This is a genomic window from Variovorax boronicumulans, assembly GCF_009811375.1.
In the GTDB taxonomy this organism is placed as follows: domain Bacteria; phylum Pseudomonadota; class Gammaproteobacteria; order Burkholderiales; family Burkholderiaceae_C; genus Variovorax; species Variovorax boronicumulans.
This window is the reverse complement of record NZ_BKDH01000004.1, coordinates 346,399-367,762: the sequence shown is the minus strand read 5'-3', so window position 1 is coordinate 367,762 and position 21,364 is coordinate 346,399. Positions and strand designations below refer to the sequence as shown.

Below are 21,364 nucleotides of genomic sequence, written 5' to 3'. Positions count from 1 at the left end.
GGCGTGGGAAGCCGCTCCTAGACTGGCTTCGCAGGCCGATCCCGGCCGCATCACCCACGGAGACACCATGACCCTGACCGCCCTGAAAGCCACGCCGCCCGCCAGCGCCGCCCACGCGCGCATCACGCTGCCGTACCCGCATTTCCAGAAGCTCGACAACTATCCATGGAAGCCGTGGGTCATGCCCGGCGTGGCCTACAAGCTGCTGAGCATCAACCGGCGCAGCGGCGGTTTCACCTGCCTGCTGAAGGTCGATCCCGGCACCGAGGCGCCGGTCCACCACCACCTGGGCGCCATCGAGGTGATCGTGCTCGAGGGCGACATCTATTACGAGCGCAACGACATCGGCCGCCCGGGCGACTACATGCACGAGCCCGCCGGCGACATCCACCAGCCGCGCTCCGACGGCGGCTGCGTGCTGTTCTGCGTGTTCGAGGGCGCCATTGCCGGGCTGGGCGAGGACGGCAACGTCGTCGGCATCGTCGACGGCCGCAGCATGCTTGAGATGGCCACGCGCGACGGCGCCGCGCAGCACGTGCACAGCTGAGGCCCGACCTGCGGTGCGGGCTAGAGGTCGCGCAGGCGGTTGGCCAGCTCCACCGCCGACTTCACTTCCATTTTCTCGAACACGCGCGCCCGGTGGACCTCCACCGTGCGCACGCTGATCGCGAGCTGGTCGGCAATGAGCTTGTTCGGCAGGCCCTCGACCACGAGGCGCATCACGTCGCGCTCGCGGTCGGTCAGCTCGGCGATGCGGTCGGCCAGGCCGCGGCGCACGCGCTGCACCTCGAGCGCGCGCTGCGACATGCCCAGCGCCTGCTCGATGCGGTCGACCAGCGCGTTGTCCGAGAACGGCTTCTCGCAGAAGTCGAAGGCGCCACGCTTGACCGCCTCGACGGCGGTGGGCACGTCGGCATGGCCGGTCAGGAAGATCACCGGCATCTCGGCCAGCAGGCCGCGTTCGGCCAGCCGGTCGAACAGCACCAGCCCGCTCATGCCGGGCATGCGCACGTCCAGCAGCAGGCAGCGCGGCTGGTCGGGCAGCGGCGCCTCGTCCAGGTACTGCTCGAAGGCCTCGGCGCTGCCGAAGTGCTCGCTGGCCAGGCGGCGCGAACGCAGCAGCCAGGCCAGCGCCTCGCGCACGCTGGCGTCGTCGTCCACGATAAAGATCAAGCCATCGATCAGCGGTTGCATGCCATGAGGTCCAGCGGAGCAGAGAAAACGAAGAAGAAGAAAAAGGCGGCTATCCCGCAGCGGGAAGGGTAAACCTGAAGACGGTGCCCCGGGGGCGGTTGGGCTCGAACATCAACGCGCCGCCATGCTGCTCCACCACGGTGCGGCACAGGCTCAGGCCCAGGCCCATACCGTCGGGGCGCGTGGTGAAGAAGGGCGTGAACAGGCGCGCCGCCACCTCCTCGCTGATGCCGCAACCCAGGTCGGCCACGGAGAACTCGAGCCAGCGCCGGCCGTCGGCCGGCACGGTGGCGCCCACCGGCAGGGCGCGCGCCACGCGCAGGCGCAGCACGCGGCTGCCGGGCGCGTGGTCGGCGCCGTCCATGGCCTGCATGGCGTTGCGCGCCAGGTTCAACAGCACCTGTTCGACCAGCGTGCGGTCGCACACCACGGCGGGCAGGCGCTCTTCGCACACGATCTCGATCGTCACGTCGAGCTTGCGCGCCTGCAGCCGCACCAGCGGCAGCACGGCATCGATGAGCGCCTGCGGCGCCACGGCCTCGCGCATGCGGTCGCGCCGGCGCACGAAGTCGTGCACGCTGCGGATCACCTGGCCGGCGCGGTCGGCCTGCTCGGCGATGCGCTTCACGGCCATGGCCACCTCGGCCTGCTCGCCGCGCGCCTCGGGCCCGATCAGGTTGAGCGAGCCGGTGGCGTAGCTGGCGATGGCGGCCAGCGGCTGCGTGAGCTCGTGGCTCAGCAGCGAGGCCATCTCGCCCACGGTGGCCAGGCGCGCGCTGGCCTGCAGGCGCTCCTGGCTGGCGCGCGAGAGTTCCTCGACGCGGCGCTGCTCGCTCACGTCGATGAAGGCGCTCATCCAGCCGGTCTGCACCTTGTGCGCGTTGATCAGCGGCGCCTCGAAGATGAGCACCGGAAAGCGCGTGCCGTCCTTGCGCATGAAGACCGACTCGAAGCCCTCGCGCGGCGGCAGGCCGCCCGCGAAGCGGCGCGTCTGGCGCAGGTGGTACTCGTGCGCCAGCTCGGTCGGCCAGTAGGGCGCCTCGACGCTGTCGGCCATGAGCTCTTCGGGCGTGAAGCCGACCATCTCGCAGAAGGCCGGGTTGACGTAGGTGATGCGCCCCTGCAGGTCGCGCGCGCGCAGGCCGGTGATGACCGAGTCTTCCATCGCCTTGCGAAAGGCCAGCGCGTCGGCCAGGTCGCGTTCGGCGCGCAGGCGGCGGCGGGTGTCGCGCGCCAGCAGCACGAGCACCGACACGAGCGCGATCGAGATCGCCGTGACCAGCGCCGTGAGCATGTTCGGGAACAGGTCGGGCGCGGCGCGCCAGCCGTCCACGCGCAGCATGAGCGAGGCGCCCGGCAGGTCGATGCGCTGCTGCGAGGTGAACACGCGCGTGCCGATGCGCCGCGAGGTGCCCAGCGCCACCAGCCGCGTGCCGTCGGCCTCGGTGAAGGCGACCTCCTGGCCGCGCGTGAGCGTGGGGCCGACCAGCTCGACCAGCGTGTCGCGCAGCGAATAGCTGGCCACCAGGTAGTCGCCGGCGTCCATCGGCAGGCACAGCTCCATCACCTCGACGCCGCCGCCGCCGGCCACGGGCACGTAGTGGCTGGGCGAGTAGGCGGGCGCGCCGGCCTTGCGCGCGGTGGCGCAGGCCTGCGCCACGTCGGCCTGCGCGGGGCCGCGGTTGCTTTCCTCGAGGATGCGCGTGCGGTAGGGCGTGTTCACGGCCTCGATGGGTTGCAGCTGCGCATCGCGCCATTCGAGCCGCAGCCATTCGCGGTGCTCGCGCAGCTGCGCCGCCGCGCGGTCGGCCCAGTGCGTGCGCTCCATGCCCGGCGCGAGCGTGGCGCGCAGGCTCTGGGCGTTGCGCTGCAGGCCGCTGCGCAGGTCGACGACGGCGTCGGCGGTGTCGCGCTCGAGCGCGGCCTGCACCTGCTCGACCTCGTGCCGACCGGCCAGCCACACGACGGTGACCAGCAGCGCCGACACCAGCACCGCCAGCAGCAGCCACAGAAACCAGCGCTTCCACAGCGAGCGCAGGCGCGCGAAGGCGACGCCCCATCCCCGGCGCTGCGGCTGCTGTTGCGGCGGCGGCGGTGCAGGAACGTCGAGCGCCTCGTCGGCCATCGTCAGGCGAGCACGCGGTGCGACAGCGCGGGCAGCTGGGCGCGCGTGCGCTCGACCTGCCGGGCGTCGAGGTCGAACAGCACCACGCCCTCTTCGGCGGCCTGCTGCGCCACCACCGTGCCCCAGGGGTCGATGACCAGCGACTGGCCCCAGGTCTGGCGGCCGTTCTCGTGCGTGCCGCCCTGCGCGGGCGCGACCACCCAGGCCAGGTTCTCGATGGCGCGCGCGCGCAGCAGCACCTCCCAGTGCGCGGCGCCGGTCGTGCGCGTGAAGGCGCTGGGCACCAGCAGCAGGTCGGCGCCCTGCCCTGCCAGCGCGCGGTACAGCTCGGGAAAGCGCAGGTCGTAGCACACGCTCATGCCCACGCGCCAGGCGTGGCCGTCGCGCGAGGGCAGCTCGAACACCACGGGCTCGGCACCCGGCGCGATAACGCGGCGCTCGTCGTAGCGCTCGGTGCCGTTGTCGAAGAAGAACAGGTGGATCTTGTCGTAGCGCGCCACGCACTTTCCTTCGGGCGAGAAGGCCAGCGAGCTGTTGAAGACATGGTCGGCGTCGTCGCTCTCGATGGGCAGCGTGCCGCCCACGATCCACAGGCCGAACTCGCGCGCCGCGTCGGCCAAAAAGCCCTGCACCGTGCCGGCGCCGGCGGTTTCGCGCAGGCCGAGCTTGTCGGTGTCGCGCGCGCCCATCATGCAGAAATACTCGGGCAGCACCGCAAGCTCGGCGCCGTCGCGCGCCGCCTGCCCGAGCAGCGCATGGGCGCGCACGAGGTTGGCTTCGCGGGCGATGGCGGACACCATCTGGATGGCTGCGACTTTCATTGCGTGGTCTCCGTTTTCTTGCCTTCGCTGGCGCCCGTGGATGTCGATCCGCCCGGCAGGCCGGGCAGCAGCTGCAGCGAGCGCGGCACCTTGGCGATCTTGGGGTCGGCCCAGGTGCCTTCGACGTGGAACTCCTGCGTGGCAGCCGCGGCCAGCGGCTTGCTCAGCACCCACTGCGCGAGGAAGGTGCCCAGGCCGATGGCCGGGTTGATGGCGGTGGCCACCAGCGCGGCCGTGCCGGCGTTGATCTCGGGCACCACCACCACGCGCAGGTTCTGCGTCTCGCGCACGATGTCGGCCGAGCCGTCCATGAGCGCGGCGGCGTTCACGCCCTTCATCTGCAGGTTGTTGGTGCTGGCGATGCCCTTGTTGATCTTCGCGTCGCCGCGGATGAAGTCGAAGGCGAAGCCCTGGCTGAAGACGTCGCGGAAATCGAGCGTGAGCCGGCGCGGCAGCGCCTGCAGGCTCAGCACGCCCAGCAGCTTGGCCAGGCCCGGGTCGGCTTTGAGGAACTGGCCCTGCTCCACGTCGACCTGCAACTGGCCGCCCAGGCTGGGGTAGTCGAGCGAGAACGGCGAGCCGCGCCAGTTCACCTCGCCCTCGAGCCGCCCTTTGCCGCGGCGCAGCACGCCCGGCATGCCGAAGCGCGTGAGCAGGTCGCCGGCGTCGGCGATGTCGAGCTTGAAGTTCATGGCCGTGGTGCGGCGCTGGCCGGCGCTTGCGCCGCCGCCCGCCGGTGCGGCCCAGGTGCCCTTGGCGGTGAAGGTGGCCTCGGGCACGCTGAAGGCGAGCTTGTTGAGCAGCCACTCGCGCCCGCCGCGGTTGACGGCGTCGATCTCGGCGCGGCCCAGGCGCTTGCCGAGCAGCTCGAAGTCGTCGACCACGATGTCCAGCGCCGGCAGGGTGCCGGGTTGCTCGTCGAGCAGGGTCTCGACCTGCGTGGCCTCGGCCGGCGCGATCTTCAGGCGCGCGAGCCGCGCATAGAGCCGGCCGGCCTGGCTGTGGCTGTACTCGGCGTAGCCGCTCAGCTCGGAGGCGTCGACGTTGGCGCGCCACAGCGCGCCTTCGCGCGTGCCGCCGAGCACCACGTTGTGCAGGGTGCGCCCCGCGATGCCCAGCTGCTGCGCGCGCACCGCGATGCGCGTGGGCAGGTAGGCCAGGTCGGGATCGTCGGCGCGCTCGCCGCCGCCGACCACCGCGGCGGTGCCCACCAGCGTCTGCCAGGCGCCCATGTCGAGCTTGGCCACGTTGACGTTGGCGAACACGCCGCGGTCGGGCGGCAGCGCCGTCTCGCCGGGCGCCAGCCCGATGCCGATGCCGCCGCGCAGCACGTGCGCCTGGCCGTTGGCCGACAGCTCGCGCACGTACTGCACCGAGCCGACGCGGCCGAGTTCGAGCGTCAGCTGGTCCTGCGTGGCGCGGCGGGCGTCGCGCGCCAGCACCTTCTTCTCGATGCGCAGCGGCATCAGCTCTTCGGCCGTCTTGACCAGCGGCGTGGGCAGCTGCAGCGCCAGCCCCTGCAGGCTGCTGGTGAGCGAGAACTCGGGCGTGTCGTCGCGCATCGAGAAGGTGGCGGCGTAGGGCGTGCTGCCGGTGGCGTGCTTGGCCAGGCGCGCGAGCCAGTCGACCTCGCGCGCGCCGCGCAGGCCTTCGGCACTGGCCGTGCCCTGCGCCTTCAGCGCCAGTTCGCGCTGCGGCCCGCTGAAGCGGCCCTTGCCTTCGACGCGCACCTCGCCGCCCAGCAGGCGGGCCTGCACGCCGGCCAGCGAGAAGCCGGTGTCGGTGAAGTTGAGCGTGCCGCGCGCCTGCGTGAACGGCGGCGCCTCGGGCACCACCTGCAGCTCGTTGTCGGCCAGCGTCACGGTGGCCTGCACCTTGGTGTTGTCGACGTTTTCCAGTGGCAAGTCGAGGCGCAGCTTGTAGTCGGCCGAGCCGGTGGCACGCGCGCGCTGCAGGAAGGGCCCGGCCTCGCCGGCCAGCGGCGCACCGGCGCGCAGCACCTCGCCCAGCGGGCCCTTGGCCTGCGCATCGACGCGCAGCAGCGCGGCGTGGTGCGACATGTCGGCAATCTGCGCCTCGGCCTTCGTGACCTCGACGCCGGGCGCGCCGGCAATGCGCCCGCGCGCATTGCGCACCAGCATGCCTGCGCGCTCGAACACCAGCTCGCCCGACACGCCCGTGAGCGCCGGCCACACGGGCGGCGGCGCGGCGGGCGGGCCGGTGCGCGACGCCGGGGTCGCGGGCGCGGCGGCGGCGGCCGCGAGCGAGGGCGGCACGTAGGCGTAGTGCACGTCCGACACCTTGGCCGCGATGCGGAACTCGCCCTGCTTCGGGTCCATGAAGGGCATGTCGTGCAGGTCGCCGCGCACGCGGAAATCGACTGTGCTGGCGGTGCCCTTGACGACCGACTCGCGCACGTAGTCGCGCGTGTGCTGCGGAATGTCGAGCGGCAGGTAGCGGAACACGCGGGTGCCGTCGGCGCGCGTGAGCTTGCCCTGCAGGTCGAGCACGCCGGGGTGCTGCGCGCGGCTGCTCGAGGTGGCCGGGTCGCTGGTGCGCCAGTGGGCCTCGGCCTCGCCTTCGGCGTCGGCGTTGGCGAAGCGCAGCTTCGACACCTGCACCTGCATGGCGCCGTTGTCGAGCTTCCACTGCAGCTGGGTCGAGAGCCGGTCGATGGGGATCACCGGGTCTTCGAACACGCCGGGGAACTCGAGCGTGCCCTTGGCCATGGCCAGCGTGGCGGTGCCGCCGGTGTGGCTGGCGTCGAAGTCGAGCGTGGCGCCGCTCAGGCCGGGGGTGCCGGGGTGCACGCGCGGTGGCGCGGCGGGGGCGCCGGCCGGTACCGAGGTGCTCGGGGCGGTGGCTGCAGGCGCCGGCTGCGAGGCCACGCGCAGGCCGCTGACCCGGCCCTTGGCCTGGTAGCGCGCGATCGCGTCGGGCGCGCCCTGCCAGTTCATGTCGATGCGCTCGACCAGCCCGCGCGGCGCGTAGGCGCCCAGCACGCGGTGCGTGGCCTCGCCCAGCGGCAGCCGGTCGGCGATGAGCGCCAGCGCCGCGAGGTCGAGCCGGTCGGCCTTCAGCGCGCCGTGCTCGGGCGTGCGGCCCTTGGCGGGCGTGTGCTGCAGCCACAGGTTGCCCCCGGGCCAGCGCAGGCCGTCGACGGTGTCGAACTGCAGCGCGGTGGTCGAGAACTCGAAGGTGTCCGCGTTCATCTGCCCCGCCAGCCGGCCGGTGACGGCGCGCAGCACCAGCGGCTGCAGCCCCTTGCCGAGCGAGGCGTCGATGCGGTTCAACCCCAGGTCGGCCGCGCCGCCGACGATGCGCCCGTCGTCCACGTCGGCCCACAGGCGCAGCGCGCCGTTGCCTTCGCGGATGCGCGCGTCGAGCGAAACGTACTGGCCCAGGCGCGTGACGTCGATGTAGGGCAGGTCGGCATAGAGCTGGCCGTCCCAGGTCTGCCAGTGGCCGCTGCGGATCGACAGCAGCGGCTGGCGGAACTGGCCGCGCAGCGTGAAGCGCTCGCCCCAGCCGGCCGGCGGCGTGGCGTCCAGCCGCAGGCCGTGGCGGCGCGCGCCGTTGCGGGACACGAAGCGCACGTCGGTCAGCAGCAATGGTTCGGCGCGGCGCTGCTCGTCGGTCCAGCGCACGGTGCCGCCTTCGATGACGAACTCGCGCTGCGCGAAAAACCAGTCGGCGGCGCGGGTTTCTCCGGTCGTGTCGGTCTCCATGTGCAATCCAGCCACATGGAGTTTTCCCTGAGTGTCGCGGCGCACGTCGAGCTGCGGGCCCTCGATGTAGAGCTGCTCGAAATTCAGGCGCCACAGCGAGCGCGGCGACACGCTCGCCACCACCCGCACGAGGCGAAGGGCCTCGCGCTGGTCTGCGTCCTGCAGCACCACGTCGCGCAATTCGAAGGCCGGAAATAGCCCTTCGGAACGGGCGGTGATGGCGCCGATGCGCACCGGGACACCGATGGCCTTGCTAGCCTGCGCCTCGAGTGCACCGCGAAAATCGCCGATTCGCGGCACAATCCACGCGTGCAGGACCACGACTGACAGTGCCAGCAGAAGCCACGCAGCGAAGAGCAGACCCAATAGCCAGCGCGCTGTCACAGCGGTGATTTGGAGCAGACGTGAAGGGGAAGACGCCGTGTCGTTCATTGAGGATCGCGCTGTGTCGGGAATTATGACCGCCAGCCTTGAGCCGGGTTCCGCGCCAACCCACACCAGTGTGAATCAGTTGCCATCCAATCCGACGCCTCCCGCGTTTTCTTCCAGTTCCCGATTCGTCCAGCGGCTGCGCCGCCGCTATGCGGCCGAGCTCGAATTGCTGCCGCCCGGCGAGCCCCGGCGCGAATCGATGACCGTCGCCTACGACGCCCTGCGCGCACGCGGCGTGGCCGTGGGCGATGCGTTGCGCATCGTGCGCCAGCTCACGATGGAACGTCTGGTCACACTCGACTGCGACCAGCAGGCCCCGCTCGCGGTGGTGACCACCGCCGTGACCGAGCTGGCCGAACTGGCCCTGGACATCGCCTGCCAGGACGCCTGCCATGAACTCGACGCCCAGCACGGCGCGCCGCTCGGCCCCGAAGGCCAGCGCTCGCAGCTGTGGGTGATCGGCATGGGCAAGCTCGGCGCGCGCGAGCTCAATGTGTCCAGCGACATCGACCTCATCTACCTGTACGACGTGGACGGCGACACGGCCGGCGATGCCGACGGACGCGGCAAGCTGTCCAACCAGGAGTACTTCGCGCGGGCCGTGAAGCGCATCTATGCGCTGGTGGGCGACGTGACCGAGCACGGCTTCGTGTTCCGCGTCGACCTGGCGCTGCGGCCCAACGGCAACTCGGGGCCGAGCGTGGTCTCGCTCGACGCGCTGGAAGAGTATTTCCAGGTGCAGGGCCGCGAATGGGAGCGCTTTGCCTGGATGAAGAGCCGCGTGGTCGCGCCGCGCGCCGTGGTGCTCGGCGGCCAGGCCCAGGCGCTGCGCAACGTGGTGCTGCCCTTCGTGTTCCGCCGTTATCTCGACTACAGCGTGTTCGACTCGCTGCGCATCCTGCACCGCCAGATCCGCGAGCAGTCGGCGCGCCGCAGCGCCGGACGCCCCGAGCGCGCCAACGACGTGAAGCTCTCGCGCGGCGGCATCCGCGAAATCGAATTCACCGTGCAGCTCTTGCAGGTGGTGCGCGGCGGCCAGTTCCCCGAACTGCGCACGCGCCCCACGCTCGACGCGCTGCAGCGGCTGGCGCGCGCCAACCTCATGCCGCAGGACACGGCCGACACGCTGGCCGCGGCCTACGAGTTCCTGCGCCGCGTGGAGCACCGCATCCAGTACCTGGACGACCAGCAGACCCATGTGCTGCCGGTCAACGACGACGACCTGCGCTGGATCGCGCAGTCGATGGGCTACGCCGACTGCTGCCCCTTCCTCGAACAGCTCGACACCCACCGCGAGTTCGTGGCCCAGGAGTTCGACAAGCTGCTGGGCGGCGAGAAACCCTGCAACGGCAAGTGCAACGGCAAGAAAGCTGCCGCGCCCGCCGACCTGGTCGACCTGCTCGACGACCTGCCGCCCGTGTTCGCCGAGCGCATCCGCGACTGGTGCGAAACACCGCGCGTACTCGCCCTGCGCGAAGAAACCCGGGGCCGCCTGCGCCAGCTGGTGCAGCGCACCGGCCAGTGGCTGAAGGAGCCCGACGGCGACGGCGCGGGACAGACGCCGCGCCACGTCGATGCCGCCATGCGCTGGGCCGACTGGATCGAGCCGCTGATGCGCCGCGAGAGCTACCTGGCGCTGCTGGTCGAACGCCCCGCTGTGCAGGAGCGCCTGCTGCGCCTGCTGGGCGCCGCGAAATGGCCCGCGCGCTACCTGATGCAGCACCCGGGCGTGATCGACGAGCTCGCGAGCGACGAAATGCTCTCGGGCCGCTTCATCGCCGAGGAATTCGAGCGCGAACTCGAAGCACGCCACACCTCGCTCACCCGCACCGGCGAGGCCGACGAAGAGCGCCTCTTGAACCTGCTGCGCCACGCCCACCATGCCGAGGTGTTCCGCACGCTGGCGCGCGACGTCGATGGCCGCATCACCGTCGAACAGGTGGCCGACGACCTGAGCGCGCTGGCAGACACCACGCTGCGCGTGACCGCCCGCTGGTGCTGGCCGCACGTGCGCAACCGGCACCGCGAGGTGCCGCAGTTCGCGATCATCGGCTACGGCAAGCTGGGCGGCAAAGAGCTGGGCTACGGCAGCGACCTGGACATCGTGTTCGTCTATGACGACGACGACGAGCGCGCCGGCGAGGTCTATGCGGCCTACGTGCGCAAGCTCATCAACTGGCTCACGGTGAAGACGCGCGAGGGCGACCTGTTCGAGATCGACACCGCGCTGCGGCCCAACGGCAACTCGGGCCTGCTCACCACCAGCTTCGAGGCCTACGAAAAATACCAGCTCGGGCGCGGCAGCAACACCGCATGGACCTGGGAGCACCAGGCCATGACGCGCGCGCGCTTCGTGCTGGGCAGCGCCGACCACGGCGCCGAACTGGGCGCGCGCTTCGACCAGGTGCGCGAGGCCGTGCTGGTGGCGCCGCGCGACCGCGAGGCGCTGAAGGCCGAGATCATCGGCATGCGCAACAAGCTGCGCGGCGCCCGCCCCGTGAAGGCCGACCGCTTCGACGTGAAGCACAGCCCCGGCGGCATGGTCGATGCCGAGTTCGCGGTGCAGTTCCTGGTGCTGTCGGCCTCGGGCGCACACCCCGAGCTGATTCCCAACCTGGGCAACATCGCGCTGCTGCTGCGTGCCGAGCAGGCCGGGCTGCTGCCCGAAGGCGTGGGCCGCAACGCCGCCACCGCCTACCGCGAGCTGCGCCGCGTGCAGCACACCGCACGCCTGAACGAAGAGCCCACGCAGGTCACGCCGCCCGCCCTGAGCGCCGAACGCGACGCCATGCTGGCCTTGTGGAAGGCGGTCTTTGGCTGACCGCGCCCTCGCCTCCCGCGCGCTGACGGCCTGCGCCCTGGCCGCGGCGCTCGTGCTGGCCGGCTGCGCCAGCGGACCGCGCAGCAGTGGTGGCGGCGTCGCCAGTGGCCGCGACGGCCCGGGCAGCAACATCCCGTCGGACCTCGACCGCGTGCCCGACGCCGAACCCCGCATCGAGGCGATCCGCAGCAGCGGCGGCACCAGCAAGCCGTACACGGTGCTGGGCCGGGGCTACGTGCCGATCACCGACGACCGGCCGTTCCGCGAATCGGGCATCGCCTCGTGGTACGGGCGCAAGTTCCATGCGGCCTCCACCGCCAGCGGCGAGCCCTACGACATGTACGCCATGACGGCCGCGCACAAGACGCTGCCGCTGCCGAGCTACGTGCGGGTGCGCAACCCGGCCAACGGGCGCGAGGTGATCGTGCGCGTGAACGACCGCGGCCCCTTCGTGGACGGCCGCGTGATCGACCTGAGCTACACGGCGGCGCTGAAGCTCGACCTGCTGCGCGGCGTGGCGCCGGTGGAGATCGAGCGCATCACCAACGAGGACATCCGCACCGGCGCCTGGCGCCGCGACGCGGGCACGGCCTATGCCGCGGCACCTGCACCGGCACCGGCCCCTGCGCCCGTCCGGGTGGCGGCGGCGCCGGTGGCCGTGCCGTCGGCCTGGGTCGCGCCGGTCGCGATGACGGCCACGGCAGCCCCCGTGGCAACGATGCCCGTGGCGCCGCAGACGCCGGTGATGGCCGCGGCACCGTCGGAACCCGAGGCCCCGGCCGGCCCGCGCGAGGCGATGGTGGTGACCGACCTTGCGCCGCTGGCCCCGCTCGCCGCACCTGCCACGTCATCGGCGCCATCGACGCCCTCTTCCGCTGCCGCCGGCTTCTGGGTGCAGCTCGGCGCGTTCCGCGAACGCGACGGCGCCGAGACCCTGAGAAGCCAGGCCGCACGCGGCCTGCCCACGCTGGCACCGCAGTTGCGCGTGTTCAGCGAAGCCGGCACGCACCGCCTGCAAGCCGGGCCGTTCCCGTCACGCAATGCCGCGGGCGAGGCCGTCACGCAGTTGCGCGACAACCTGCGCATCGCGCCGATGGTGGTCGAGCGGCGCTGAGGTTCAGGGCATCGCCTTGGCCACGACCTGCGAACGCAGGCCCACGCCGAGGCGGTTCCAGGCATTGATCTGCGCCACGGCGAGCGAGAGCTCGACGATTTCCTGGTCGCTGAACACGGCCTTCAGGGCTTCGAACTCGGCATCGCGATCGGCGTGGTGGTCGGCCAGGCGCGTGAGCGTTTCGGCCCAGTCCAGCGCGGCGCGCTCGCGTTCGTTGAACAGGCTCACCTCGCGCCAGGTGGCCAGGCTGTTGATGCGCTGCCAGTCTTCGCCCTGCACGCGCAGGTCGCGCACGTGCATGTCCAGGCAGTAGGCGCAGCCGTTGATCTGCGAGACGCGGGCAAACACGAGGTCGATCAGCACCTTGCCGAGCGTGCTCGACTCGAAGCTGCCGTTGACGGCGATCATGGCCTGGAAGGACTTGGGGGCGAACTTGGTCCAGGCGAGACGGAGGGCGGGGGCTTGGCTCATGGGATGTACTCCAGGGTGGTTGAAGGAAGAAAAGCGAAATCTGCTTGCTACACCCTGAAGACGCGCCAGCCACCGGCCCTGTGACAGGCTGCCCGAATTTTTTCTTCAGGCGCCCCGTTTGGCCGCGAACAGCTGGGCGATGCGCGCCAGCTTGTCGGGGTTGCGCTGGGCGCGGATGCGCACGATGCGCTCGCCCTCGATCTCGAAGGTCTGGGCCGATTCGAGTTCGCCGTCGAGAAAGCGCAGCATCCCGGGCTCGCCGTTGAGCTCGACCAGCTCCATGCGCACGCCGGCGCCCATGCGGCGCCAGAGCGAGAAGTACAGCTGCGCCAGCCGCTGGCTGCCGCGCAGGATCTTGCTGAAGGTCTGCACCTTGCCACCGCCGTCGCCGATGAGTTCGACGTCCTCGGCCATCAGCGCCTTCAGGTCCTGCATGCTGCCGCGCGCGGCGGCGTCGGCAAAGGCGCGCAGCAGGCGCTGGTGGGTCTCGCGCGAGACCTGGAAACGCGGGCGGGCCTCCTGCACCTGGGTCTTGGCGCGGTGCACCAGCTGGCGGCAGGCGGCCTCGCTCTTGCCCAGGGTCTGGGCGATCTCGTCGTAGTCGGCGTCGAACACCTCACGCATGAGGAAGGCGGCGCGCGCCTCGGGCGCGAGCCGCTCGAGCACGGCCAGGAAGGCGACGGAGATGTTGTCGGCGCGCTCGAGCGTTTCCTCGGGCGTGTCGGGCGACCCGGTGAGCGTGGGCTCGGGCATCCACGGGCCGATGTAGTGCTCGCGCTGGACCTTGGCGCTGCGCAGCCGGTCGATCGACAGGCGCGTGACGACAGTCACGAGCCAGGCTTCGGCGCTGTCGAAACTGGCCTTGTCGGCTTCATGCCAGCGCAGCCAGGCGTCCTGCACCACCTCTTCGGCCTCGGCCACGGAGCCGAGCATGCGGTAGGCGATGCCCTGGAGGCGGCGGCGGTGGCTGTCGAAGGTGAGGGTCGGGTCGTCCATGCCCGATTAGACGTTTGACGCCGGCGCGCTGTGACAACCCGCGCCCAAAAAAAATCGCCCCGGCATGCGGGGCGATTTGTCGGGTCACGGGGTGCGGCTCAGGCGCCCTGGTATTCGGGCTTGGGGCCCAGCGTGGCCGAGACTTCCTTGCGGTAGCGGTTCAGCTCCTGCACGGTCTTGAAGCTGCGGTTCATCAGCAGGCTCAGGTTGTGCAGGATGCGCTCGCCGACCTTGGTTTCCCAGCCGGCGTCGAACTTGATCTGCTTGTCCAGCCAGTGCTCGAGCCAGTCGGGGTCGGGCATGCGGCTCTGGATGGTGTCGTTCGGGAACAGCGCCTTGTTCACGTGCAGGTTGGTCGGGTGCAGCGCCTGGGCGGTGCGGCGCGCGCTGGCCATGAGCACGCCGACCTTGGTGAAGGCGGCACGGGCTTCGTCACCGAACTTTTCCATGGCGCGCTTCATGTAGCGCAGGTAGGCGCCGCCGTGGCGGGCTTCGTCCTGGCTCAGCGTGGTGTAGATGTGCTTGATGACCGGCTCGGTGTGCCACTGGGCGGCGCGGCGGTACCAGTGGTTCAGGCGGATCTCGCCGCAGAAATGCAGCATGAGGGTTTCGAGCGGGGGCGCCGGGTCGAAGTCGAAGCGCACCTCGTGCAGCTCCTGCTCGGTGGGCGCGTGCTGCGGGCTGAAGCGCTTCAGGTACTCCATGAGCACCAGCGAGTGCTTCTGCTCTTCGAAGAACCAGATCGACATGAACGCCGAAAAGTCGCTATCGTGCCGGTTGTCGCGCAGGAACATCTCGGTGGCCGGCAGCGCCGACCACTCGGTGATGGCATTCATCTTGATGGTCTGCGCCTGCTCTTCAGTCAGCAAGGAAGCGTCGAACGACTGCCAGGGGATGTCCTTGTCCATGTCCCAGCGGACGGATTCGAGTTGTCTGAAGAGTTCCGGGTAGAGCATCAAAGTCTTTCAATGGCCGCCGATTTTAGTCGGGCCGTTTGGCGCGCCCGTGACAGACGCGCGATGATGTGCTTACGCGCGCGCCCGCGCCATAGATGCACACCCCCCTTTTCGATCCAGGAGCCCGTCATGCGAACCCCCGCCCGATTGTCGATGCTGCGACGTTGCGCCACGGCCTTTTCCCTCGTGGCGGGCCTGTCCGCCGCCCTGTCGGCGGGCGCCCAGACGGCCCCCGCCGCCCCTGCCGCGCCCGCGGTGGGCGGCGCCGCCGGGTGCCCGGCGATCCTGCAGCACAGCTTCCCGCGGCTGCAGGATGAAAAGCCCCAGAACCTGTGTCAGTACTCCGGAAAAGTGGTCCTGGTGGTCAACACGGCCAGTTTTTGCGGCTTCACGCCGCAGTACAAGGGGCTGGAGGCGCTGGACATGAAGTACCGCGCCCGCGGCCTGGTGGTGCTGGGCTTCCCGTCGAACGATTTCTCCCAGGAATCGGGCTCCAACAAGGAAATCGCCGATTTCTGCGAAAGCACCTTCGGCGTGAAATTCCCGATGTTCGCCAAGTCGTCGGTGCGCGGCACCGACGCCAACCCGCTGTTCAAGCAGCTCGCGCAGGCTTCGGGCACGACGCCGAAGTGGAACTTCTACAAGTACCTGATCGGGCGCGACGGCAAGGTGGTTCAGGCGTGGTCGAGCATGACGGCGCCCGACGAGAACGGCTTCATCCAGGTGATCGAGAAACAGCTCGGCCCCAGCGGCGACTGACCGGCCCTGCAATGTGAACTTTGAGTCACAAACGTTTACCACTCGAACGGGAACCGTGCGGCGGAGCCGCGCTCATACTTGAGCGTGGGCGGCCAAGGCCCACAGGTTTTCATGTTGCGAGGTCTTCCGGGCGCCTGCCGTCCGGTTGAAATCCCGAGGCGATTCTTCTCCTCCTCCCTCCCTCCCTCCTTCGTGTCGGGGCGCCTCGCAGCATTTTTGTCTTCCCGCCGACAGCGGGGCCCGCGATGACGCAGCGCCCCCCTCGGCCTTCCTGTACGCGGTGGCCCGAACGGCCCCAAGAAAAAAGCGCCCCACGGGGCGCTTTGTCGTTTCAGGGCTGGGTGTCGATGAAGCTCGGCCGCAGCATGAGCTTGTCGTACAACTTGGCCAGGTTGGCGTGGTCGCCGCGCCAGTCGATCTCGGGAAACCGCAGCCCCAGCCAGCCCAGCGCGCAGCCGACCGCGATGTCGGACAGGCTCAGGTGGATGCCGCTGCAGAAGGGCTTGTCGCCCAGGCCCTTGGCCATGGCGGCCACGCCGGCCTGGACCTTGGCGCGCTGGCGCTCGATCCAGGCGGCGCTGCGCTCGGCGTCGGCGCGGCCGGACCAGGTGGCTTCGAGGCGCCAGAGCACGCCGGCGTCCATGACGCCGTCGGCCAGCGCTTCCCAGGTCTTGACCTCGGCGCGCTCGCGGCTTTGCTGCGGAATGAGCTTGCCCACGGGCGACAGGGTGTCGATGTATTCGACGATGACGCGCGAGTCGAACATCGCCTCGCCGCCTTCCATGATCAGGCACGGCACCTTGCCCAGCGGGTTCGAATGGGCGATCGTGGTGTCTGCGGACCAGACGTCTTCGATCACGAACTGGTAGTCGAGCCGCTTTTCGGCCAGCACCACGCGCACCTTGCGCACATACGGGCTGGCGGCGGATCCGATCAGTTTCATGAAGGCTCTCTCCCCATCGCTTGTTAACGTTTGTTCGCAGGCATTTTAGGTGAAGGGAAAAAGACGGCGCCCGAATTCCCCCGCGGCGCGGCCACCCGGCGGCCGCCTAAAATTCGGGCATGAGCTTTTCCACCGTCTCCGCCCTCTCCCCCCTTGACGGCCGCTATGCGGCCAAACTCGCGGCCTTGCGCCCGCTGATGAGCGAACAGGGCTATATGCACCGTCGCGTGCAGGTGGAGGTGGCCTGGTTCATTGCGCTGTCCGACTGCGGCTTTGCCGAGTTCAAGCCCCTCACGGGCGGCGCCCGCAAGTACCTGATGGGGCTGGTGTCGCATTTTTCCGAGGCCGACGCCCTGGCCATCAAGGACATCGAGAAGACCACCAACCACGACGTGAAGGCCGTCGAATACTGGATCAAGTCGAAGTTCGAAGCCCGGCCGGAGCTGCTGGCCGCCGCCGAGTTCGTGCATTTCGCCTGCACCAGCGAAGACATCAACAACACCAGCCACGCCCTGCAGATCCAGGCCGCGCGCGACACCGTGGTGCTGCCGGCCATCGACGGCCTGATCGCCAAGCTGCGCGAGATGGCGCACCAGTTCGCCGACGTGTCGATGCTCTCGCGCACGCACGGCCAGACCGCCAGCCCGACCACCGTGGGCAAGGAAATCGCCAACGTGGCGGTGCGCCTGACCAAGGCCCGCGCGCAAATCGCCGCCGTGCAACTGCTCGGCAAGATGAATGGCGCGGTCGGCAACTACAACGCCCACCTGGCCGCCTGGCCCGAGTTCGACTGGGAAGCCTTCAGCCGCAAGGTCGTCGAGACGCCCGCGCCGCTGGGCCTGGGCCTGAGCTTCCAGCCCTACAGCATCCAGATCGAGCCGCACGACTACATGGCCGAGCTGTTCGACGCCGTGGCGCGCGTCAACACGATCCTGGTCGACTTCTCGCGCGACATCTGGGGCTACGTGAGCCTGGGCTACTTCAAGCAGCGCCTGAAGAAGGGCGAGATCGGCTCCTCGACCATGCCGCACAAGGTCAACCCGATCGACTTCGAGAACGCCGAAGGCAACCTGGGCCTGGCCAACGCGGTGCTGCGCCACCTGAGCGAGAAGCTGCCCATCAGCCGCTGGCAGCGCGACCTGACCGACAGCACGGTGCTGCGCAACATCGGCGTGGCCTTCGGCTACGCCACGCTGGCCTACGCGAGCCTGGCCACCGGCCTGGGCAAGCTCGAGATCAACCAGGAAGCGCTGGCCGACGACCTCGAGGCCTCGTGGGAAGTGCTGGCCGAGCCGATCCAGACCGTGATGCGCCGCTTCGGCGTGCAGGGCGCCTACGAGCAGCTCAAGGAAGTCACGCGCGGCAAGACCGTGACGGCCGAGGCGCTGCACGGGCTGATCCGCTCGCTGGCCATTCCCGAGGAAGAGAAGACCCGCCTCCTGGCCATGACGCCCGCCAGCTACACCGGCAAGGCGGCCGAGCTGGCCCGTAGAATTTAGGCTTCCCCCGCGACGATCCGCCGGCCCGTGCCGCCCACGGCCGGTGCGCCTCGTTCGCCATTCGATACCCACCAGCCAACGTGCCCTGTGCAGGGCACGCCAGCCGACAACCCTGACGGGACGCCCCGACGTCCCCGTTGTTCATGCGGCGCGCCCCACTGAGACGCCTCTGGCTCACGCTCCACCGATGGATCGGCCTCACGCTCGGGCCGCTGCTCGCCCTCACGGCGCTCCTGGGCGCTGTGCTGGTCGTAGCGCTGCCGCTCGACCGCGCGGCGCATCCTGAGCTCTTCGTCGCGCGCAGCAACAGCAGCACGGCCCCGGCGCCGCTGGAGCCGTTGCGCCAGCGCCTGCTCGCCGAGTTCGGCCCCGACACCAACTTCACGCTGCGCCCGCCACGCCAGCCCGGCGACACGCTCTGGGTGCTGGTGCGCGGCCCGTGGGACGGCACGCTCTACCTCGACCCCGCCACCGGCGCCGAACAGGGCCGCCGCGGCACGCACGAAGGCGCCTACAACCTGCTGTTCGAGCTGCACAGCAGCCTGCTGCTGGAAGACACGGGCAAGGGCATCCTCGCCATCGCCGCGCTGGCGTACCTGTTCCTGCTGGTCACCGGCGTGGTGCTGTGGTGGCCGGCGCGCTGGCCGCCCTCGCTGCGCATCGTGCTGGACCGCGGCCTGCTGCGCGGGCTGTTCGACCTGCACCGCACGGGCGGCGCCGTGCTCGGACTGCTGATCGCGGTGTCGGTCTTCACCGGTGCCTACATGGCCTGGCGGCCGCTGGGGGGCTTCATCTCGACCGCGCTCGGGCAAACACCTGCCAAGGCGCCCGGGGTGCCCAAGGGCACCGCCACCGGCCCGCGCCTGCCGCTCGACGACCTCGTCGCCCGCGCGCAGGTCGTGTTCCCCGGCCAGCCCATCGGCTACGTGCAGGTGCCCGGCCGCGCGGACCGGCCGCTGCGCGTGCGCTTCCGGCTCGCCGACGACCCGCACCCGAACGGCATCGGCTCGGTGTGGGTGCATCCGGTCACGGGCGAGCTGCTCGGCGTGCGCCGCTGGCAGGACATGGACACCGGCAATGGCGCGGTGGCCGTGATCTACCCGCTGCACACCGGCGTGCTCGGCGGCGTGGTGCACCAGGCAGTCACCGCGCTGCTGGGCCTGGCGCTGGCCGGTCTCGGCCTGAGCGGCGTGTGGCTCTGGTGGCGCCGGCGTGCCGTGGCTGCGGCCGCGCGCAGCCAGGCGCTGTCCCGCGGCACGGCGCCCTGAACGACACACACATCCCATCCCTTCATCCATCACAAATACATCGAGGAGGACTCCCCTTGTTCCCGCACAAAAAGACCGCCATCGCCCTGGCCCTGCTGCCCCTGAGCCTGCACAGCTTCGCGGCCGACGCCGAGCCGTCGAAGTCGCTCGAAGCCATCACCGTCACCGGCGACTGGCTCGGCACGCCCACCGAGACCAAGGTGCTCGAGCACGCCGGCGCGCGCAGCATCGTCGAGCGCCAGCAGATCCAGGAAAGCGGCTCGGCCAGCGTGCGCGACGTGCTGCGCCAGGTGCCCGGCGTGCAGGTGCAGGAGAGCAATGGCACCGGCGGCAGCGACATCTCGCTCAACGTGGGCGTGCGCGGCCTGACCTCGCGTCTGTCGCCGCGATCGACCGTGTTGCTGGACGGCGTGCCGCTGGCCTACGCGCCCTACGGCCAGCCGCAGCTGTCGCTGGCGCCGGTGTCGCTGGGCAGCCTCGAGGCCGTCGACGTGGTGCGCGGCGCGGGCTCGGTGCGCTACGGCCCCCAGAACGTGGGCGGCATCATCAACTTCGTGACGCGCTCGATCCCCAAGCAGTTCGCGGGCGAAGTCGGCGTGGGCGTGGAGAGCGCCAGCCACGGCGGCGGCACCAAGACCACGCCCAGCCTGTTCATCGGCGGCACCAACGAGAACGGCCTGGGGCTGGCACTGCTTTATTCGGGTACGCATGGGGACGGCTTTCGCCAGAGCAACGACAAGACCCGCATCGACGACCTGATGCTCAAGGGCGCCTACCGCCTCTCGAAGACCGACGACATCGCGATCTCGCTGCACCACTTCGAAGGCAAGGGGCGCATGCCCGGCGGCCTGACGACGGCGCAGTTCGCGGCCAACCCGTTCCAGTCGGACCGCCCCTACGACGAGTTCACGGGCCGCCGCACCGACGGCTCGCTCAAGTACACGCACAACGACGGCGTGAACAAGTTCGAGATGCTGACCTACTACACGGACTCGTACCGCAGCAGCTACCTCGAGCAGGAAGGCACGGGCGCCAACGCCAACCGCCGCCGCCTGACCACCGCGCCGCGCAACTACAAGACCTACGCCTTCGAGCCCCGCTACTCGCGCCTGATCGACTCGGGCAGCGTGGTGCAGGAGATCAGCATCGGCGCGCGCTACCTGAAGGAAGAGGCCTCCGAAACGGCCACGCGCAGCAGCTACTACCGGCCGGCGCCGGGCTTCGACGCCTACGCGCTCGCGCAGCCCGCGTACCAGACCAGCAAGGGCGGCACGACCGCGCACGCGTTCTACATCGACGACCGCATCGACTTCGGCAACTGGACGGTCACGCCCGGCGTGCGCTACGAGTCCTTCCGCTCGCACAACGACGTGTTCACCGTGGCCAACAACCGCATCACCAACGCGATCTATCCGAAGATCGACTCCAACGAGGTGCTGCCCACGCTGTCGGTGCTCTACCGCATGAGCGAGCGCTGGACGCTGTTCGCCAATGCCGGCGTGTCGTTCGGGCCGCAGCAGTACGCCCAGCTCGCGCAGTCGACCACCAGCCTGCACCCCGAGAAGGCCAAGACCTACGAGATCGGCACCAAGTACAAGGGCGAATCGTGGAGCGGCGAGCTGACGCTGTTCAACATCAACTTCGACAAGGAGTTGCAGCTGGCGCGCTCCATCACCGGCGACGTCGGCCAGTGGACCGACCTGGGCGCCACGCGCCACCGCGGGCTGGAGTCGGCGCTGCGCTACGACCTGGGCAGCCTGAGCGACGCGCTCAAGGGACTGTCGGTGTCGGGCACCTACACGTACACGCAGGCCACTTCGAAGGCCGGCGTGTTCGCGGGGCGCGACCTGCCCTTCTACTCGCGCCATGTCGCGACGCTCGGCGCGCGCTACGAGCGCGGGCCGTGGACGCTCAACGCCGACCTCTACGCGCAATCGAAGCAGCGTTCGCCGGGCTCGCCGGACGACGGCGCGAAGTACATCACCGTGGAAGACCCGAGCGGGCGGCTGGGCGACATCCCGGGCTACGGCACGGTGAACCTGCGCGCCGCCTACGACTTCGGCCCGTCGCTGAGCCACCTGAAGCTGGCCGTGGGCGTGAAGAACCTGTTCGACCGCCGCTACTACAACCGTTCGGTCGACAACAACGGCGGCAAGTACGTGGGCCAGCCGCGCACGCTGTACCTGCAGGCGTCGCTGGCGTTCTGAGGCCGAAGGGGCGCGCGCATACACTCGCGC

Annotated in this window: 15 protein-coding genes; 7 read left to right on the top strand and 8 right to left on the bottom strand. The window is 70.2% G+C overall.

What is annotated here, in order from left to right:
- The first annotated feature begins 67 nt into the window (after positions 1–67).
- Positions 68–547: a 2,4'-dihydroxyacetophenone dioxygenase family protein gene (locus tag VHAB30_RS26735; RefSeq protein ID WP_159279179.1), complete on the top strand. Its 480-nt coding sequence runs from the start codon at positions 68–70 to the stop codon at positions 545–547.
- 20 nt (positions 548–567) lie between these two features.
- On the opposite strand, the gene VHAB30_RS26730 is transcribed toward VHAB30_RS26735, so the two are convergent.
- Genes VHAB30_RS26730 through VHAB30_RS26715 form a run of 4 tightly spaced genes read right to left on the bottom strand, consistent with a single transcriptional unit; the run spans position 568 to position 8,300 of the window.
- Positions 568–1,194 (bottom strand): response regulator transcription factor, encoded by a 627-nt coding sequence (locus VHAB30_RS26730; RefSeq protein WP_062480799.1) that lies wholly within the window; start codon positions 1,192–1,194, stop codon positions 568–570.
- Between the two features lie 49 nt (positions 1,195–1,243).
- On the bottom strand, positions 1,244–3,319 hold the full coding sequence (locus VHAB30_RS26725) for a sensor histidine kinase (RefSeq protein WP_159279178.1): 2,076 nt from the start codon (positions 3,317–3,319) through the stop codon (positions 1,244–1,246).
- Positions 3,320–3,321: 2 nt separating this feature from the next.
- Positions 3,322–4,140 (bottom strand): carbon-nitrogen hydrolase family protein, encoded by an 819-nt coding sequence (locus VHAB30_RS26720; protein WP_070063267.1) that lies wholly within the window; start codon positions 4,138–4,140, stop codon positions 3,322–3,324.
- Positions 4,137–8,300 carry a YhdP family protein gene (locus VHAB30_RS26715; RefSeq protein ID WP_159279177.1) on the bottom strand — a complete coding sequence of 1,388 codons (4,164 nt, stop codon included), beginning with the start codon at positions 8,298–8,300 and terminating at the stop codon, positions 4,137–4,139. The genes VHAB30_RS26720 and VHAB30_RS26715 overlap by 4 nt, the downstream gene beginning before the upstream one ends.
- 25 nt (positions 8,301–8,325) lie before the next feature.
- Between VHAB30_RS26715 and glnE the strand changes: the two genes are divergently transcribed.
- Together glnE and VHAB30_RS26705 are read left to right on the top strand one after the other, a co-directional pair.
- On the top strand, positions 8,326–11,121 hold the full coding sequence (glnE, locus tag VHAB30_RS26710; protein ID WP_159279176.1) for a bifunctional [glutamate--ammonia ligase]-adenylyl-L-tyrosine phosphorylase/[glutamate--ammonia-ligase] adenylyltransferase: 2,796 nt from the start codon (positions 8,326–8,328) through the stop codon (positions 11,119–11,121).
- Positions 11,114–12,235, top strand: coding sequence for a septal ring lytic transglycosylase RlpA family protein (locus VHAB30_RS26705; RefSeq protein WP_159279175.1), 1,122 nt, complete (start codon positions 11,114–11,116; stop codon positions 12,233–12,235). Before glnE ends, VHAB30_RS26705 begins: the two co-directional genes overlap by 8 nt.
- Positions 12,236–12,238: 3 nt before the next feature.
- On the opposite strand, the gene VHAB30_RS26700 is transcribed toward VHAB30_RS26705, so the two are convergent.
- The 3 genes from VHAB30_RS26700 to VHAB30_RS26690 form a co-directional block, all read right to left on the bottom strand.
- Positions 12,239–12,706: a carboxymuconolactone decarboxylase family protein gene (locus tag VHAB30_RS26700; protein ID WP_062475252.1), complete on the bottom strand. Its 468-nt coding sequence runs from the start codon at positions 12,704–12,706 to the stop codon at positions 12,239–12,241.
- 105 nt (positions 12,707–12,811) lie between these two features.
- The gene (locus VHAB30_RS26695; RefSeq protein WP_159279174.1) at positions 12,812–13,702 is read right to left on the bottom strand and encodes an RNA polymerase sigma-70 factor; all 891 of its coding nucleotides are present in this window, start codon (positions 13,700–13,702) and stop codon (positions 12,812–12,814) included.
- Between the two features lie 98 nt (positions 13,703–13,800).
- Positions 13,801–14,658 (bottom strand): ferritin family protein, encoded by an 858-nt coding sequence (locus VHAB30_RS26690; protein WP_062475258.1) that lies wholly within the window; start codon positions 14,656–14,658, stop codon positions 13,801–13,803.
- 129 nt (positions 14,659–14,787) lie between these two features.
- Here VHAB30_RS26690 and VHAB30_RS26685 point away from each other — a divergent pair, with 129 nt between their 5' ends.
- Positions 14,788–15,417 (top strand): glutathione peroxidase, encoded by a 630-nt coding sequence (locus VHAB30_RS26685; protein WP_070063272.1) that lies wholly within the window; start codon positions 14,788–14,790, stop codon positions 15,415–15,417.
- Positions 15,418–15,748: 331 nt separating this feature from the next.
- Here VHAB30_RS26685 and VHAB30_RS26680 read toward each other — a convergent pair whose 3' ends face one another.
- Positions 15,749–16,360 carry a glutathione S-transferase N-terminal domain-containing protein gene (locus tag VHAB30_RS26680; protein WP_159279173.1) on the bottom strand — a complete coding sequence of 204 codons (612 nt, stop codon included), beginning with the start codon at positions 16,358–16,360 and terminating at the stop codon, positions 15,749–15,751.
- 119 nt (positions 16,361–16,479) lie between these two features.
- On the opposite strand from VHAB30_RS26680, the gene purB reads away from it, so the two are divergent.
- From purB to VHAB30_RS26665, 3 genes are all read left to right on the top strand, one after another.
- Positions 16,480–17,859: an adenylosuccinate lyase gene (purB, locus tag VHAB30_RS26675; RefSeq protein WP_095950454.1), complete on the top strand. Its 1,380-nt coding sequence runs from the start codon at positions 16,480–16,482 to the stop codon at positions 17,857–17,859.
- Between the two features lie 143 nt (positions 17,860–18,002).
- Entirely contained in the window at positions 18,003–19,127 is a 1,125-nt protein-coding gene (locus tag VHAB30_RS26670; protein ID WP_159279172.1) for a PepSY-associated TM helix domain-containing protein, read from the top strand.
- 56 nt (positions 19,128–19,183) lie between these two features.
- Complete coding sequence (locus VHAB30_RS26665; protein WP_159279171.1) at positions 19,184–21,334, top strand: TonB-dependent receptor family protein; 2,151 nt, start codon at positions 19,184–19,186, stop codon at positions 21,332–21,334.
- Positions 21,335–21,364: the final 30 nt, after the last annotated feature.